This is a genomic window from Pedobacter sp. (genome assembly GCF_035566355.1).
Taxonomy (GTDB): Bacteria; Bacteroidota; Bacteroidia; order Sphingobacteriales; family Sphingobacteriaceae; genus Pedobacter.
The window spans coordinates 1-2,689 of record NZ_DATMRL010000602.1; the positions used below are offsets into that span (position 1 = coordinate 1).

Below are 2,689 nucleotides of genomic sequence, written 5' to 3' on the forward strand. Positions count from 1 at the left end.
CTGTTTCGACGATGGATTCTGGTCTAAGATTCTTCCCCTCAAAATCGTGAGAAAGGCAAAATCCGCAAATGCTAATGTCGAGCCTTCCCGCCCAATGATAATCACCGCATGGACCGTAACTGTTATTGTCGCAGTCCTTAGTATCCAACCAGTATTCAACATTCTTTCTCCGCGACAGATCATGAACACTTCGTTTGATCCCTACGATCTCGTGAATACTTATGGTGCATTTGGATCAGTAGGTCGTGAGCGTTTTAATGTGGTATTCGAAGGAACGATGGATCAGGTAGCTGACAGTAACGCACTCTGGAAAGCCTATCCCTATAAGGGTCTACCCGTTGCTCTCGACGAAAGACCACCTCAAATCGCACCATACCAATTGCGATTGGACTGGCAAATGTGGTTCGCCGCCATGTCGACGCCTGAGGAGTATCCATGGACTTTAAACCTTGTTTCAAAACTTCTTCATAACGACCATGGAGCAGTCAGTTTGTTCGCCGATAATCCTTTTCCTGATAAACCACCGCTTTATATCAGGGCAGTCCTGTATAGATATTCATTTGCAAAACCAGGAAATCCTGATGGCCTCTGGTGGAATCGCGAACGTCTCAGTGAATGGTTACCCGCACTTTCTCTGGATGACCCACGTCTGCTGGAAACCCTTAAGACAGGTGAATGGATTCCTTAATATGGAGTAAGTAATCTGTCTAAAAAAGGTTAATCTTCCCGTCGATTTAGTCATTCCAGATATATGATTTTGATTCCATTTTAGGGAAGCATCTTATATCTTAATAACATATAATATGCTGTATTTCAATATATTATAAAGCGGCATCCGGATTGGCATATAGGGAGTATATGATGAAATTAACATCCATAAAAAATACTCTTATTACCTGTACATTATTGTTTTTTGTGATCCCTGCAGTTGATGGTGGGGTTACCGAAAATTATTTTGCAAGGTTGGATAAAGCGCCTTTGAACAAGCATGTAAAGCAGTTTGTAAAAACTTACATACGGGAAAACAGGAATAATCTTTACAGCATTAAACAAAGAAGCAGCTCTCCTTTTATCATGATTGATTCAGCGTTTAATCATTTTGGTCTTCCTGTTCAATTAAAATATCTCGCTGTTGTTGAGTCTGAGTTGAAAACCAAGGCCGTTTCCAAAGTGGGCGCTGTTGGTCCCTGGCAGTTAATGCCTAAAACGGCACGTATCCTGGGTTTGAAAGTCAACAAGCATCATGATGATAGAAAAAATTATTATAAGAGCACCATGGCTGCAGCAAGATACCTCAAAGATCTGCATGAAGAATTTGGTGATTGGTTTCTTGTATTCGCTGCATATAATGGTGGAGAAGGTCCTGTTTATTCTGCTATTAAAAAGTCGGGAAGCAGGAATTATTGGACGCTCCAGAATTATCTACCGGAAGAAACCAGGGAATATGTAAAAAAATACATTGCCACCTGTTATTATTTTGAAGGAACATATAATCCGGCCCTGCTTTCAAAAACTAAAGGCTCTCCATATTCAAATTCATCCAAAACTTTAAAGGTTTTTCAATCAGTAAAAATTACTGCAAAGGAAATGCCCCAGGTAAAAGATGAGACTTCTGAAGAAAGATTCAACAGGATATTAAAAGAATCTGAGGAATCCTTACAAAGATCCAATCAGGCTCTTCAAAAAAACAAATAAGGAATCACTTTTCAGACAAGTGATATTGCTTGGTTACATATTGCAACAAGTCTGAGGCATCCTGCTTCAATTCCTTATTGTCTCTTATCATTTCATCGTTGTTTATCCTTATCAATACCATTTCGGCGCCTAATTGTGTGAGATCCTCCTGGGTCATATTTCGCATCTTCTCATCAAGTTCGGAAGTATGATTGAAAGCAGCATTCAGGTTAGCAGGTGTAAAATGTCTGCTAAAAAACGGATCAAGAAAATTTCGTTGATACTGCAAGTTAATATCCTGCACGGTATGCAATAGTTCAATATTCCCTTCGTATCGCGCGATAAATCTGATGATTTCGGAATTGGCAAACTGTTTCAGGTGCAGTTCATTCTTTATCGCCGCAATGGCCCCCAGGGATGGATGAAATGGCCACATATTATGTGCACTTATAGCAACCCTTTGCATCCTTTTAGTATCCAATTTTTCCAAGGGAACCTGCAAAAGACTAAACAAAGTATCGTTGCTCCTTAATATTTTTGTTTCGTTTAAAATGATATCGTTTAGTCTTGTTGTATCTGCTTCCAGGTCCTGTACCATTTGGGATGTCAGTTGCCGCACGTGTTCGTTATTGGTAATATCCTCCCTGATATTTTCAGCAAAAAAACCCAGCATGACTGCAATAAATATCATAAGGCCCTCCAACAGGTATTCTTTCCAGGGCTTAGGCCTGTGATCCAGCTGGGGATGATGGTGAACTTCCATTTCAGTTTCAGTTGATGGTGTTGAAATTTGAATATTATCTTCTTTGATTTCGGATGACGGATTTACTTCAGCATCCGATGCCAACTTTTCCGCTGGGAACTCATTGTTAAGATTTGAACCCTCAGTTGTGGATTCTTTACCTGTTTTATCGGTGTCTTTTTGCTCGCTTGTAATCATAAAAATCCAAAGCTAATAAACCTGCTTCTCAGTAAACAGTTATTGTTTGTGATTGGGTGGTATGGGCAGAGAAAT

3 protein-coding genes are annotated in these 2,689 nt (G+C 39.9%); 2 read left to right on the forward strand and 1 reads right to left on the reverse strand.

The genetic code is table 11. The features are described 5' to 3' along the window. Both VNZ46_RS23670 and VNZ46_RS23675 read left to right on the forward strand, forming a co-directional pair. On the forward strand, window positions 1-688 hold a 688-nt coding region (locus VNZ46_RS23670), incomplete at its 5' end, for a lipase maturation factor family protein (protein WP_325563241.1). A 170-nt stretch (window positions 689-858) separates the two neighbouring features. Continuing rightward, the gene (locus tag VNZ46_RS23675) at window positions 859-1,695 is read left to right on the forward strand and encodes a lytic transglycosylase domain-containing protein (protein WP_325563243.1); all 837 of its coding nucleotides are present in this window, start codon (window positions 859-861) and stop codon (window positions 1,693-1,695) included. A gap of 4 nt (window positions 1,696-1,699) precedes the next feature. Here VNZ46_RS23675 and VNZ46_RS23680 read toward each other — a convergent pair whose 3' ends face one another. Continuing rightward, window positions 1,700-2,614 carry a hypothetical protein gene (locus VNZ46_RS23680; RefSeq protein ID WP_325563245.1) on the reverse strand — a complete coding sequence of 305 codons (915 nt, stop codon included), beginning with the start codon at window positions 2,612-2,614 and terminating at the stop codon, window positions 1,700-1,702. Window positions 2,615-2,689 lie beyond the last annotated feature (75 nt).

What these genes read in the sequence shown, in the direction of transcription:
- VNZ46_RS23675 (WP_325563243.1), top strand. Translation starts at nt 859, where the DNA reads ATGATGAAATTAACATCCATAAAAAATACTCTTATTACCTGTACATTA.
- VNZ46_RS23680 (WP_325563245.1), bottom strand. Translation starts at nt 2,614, where the DNA reads ATGATTACAAGCGAGCAAAAAGACACCGATAAAACAGGTAAAGAATCC.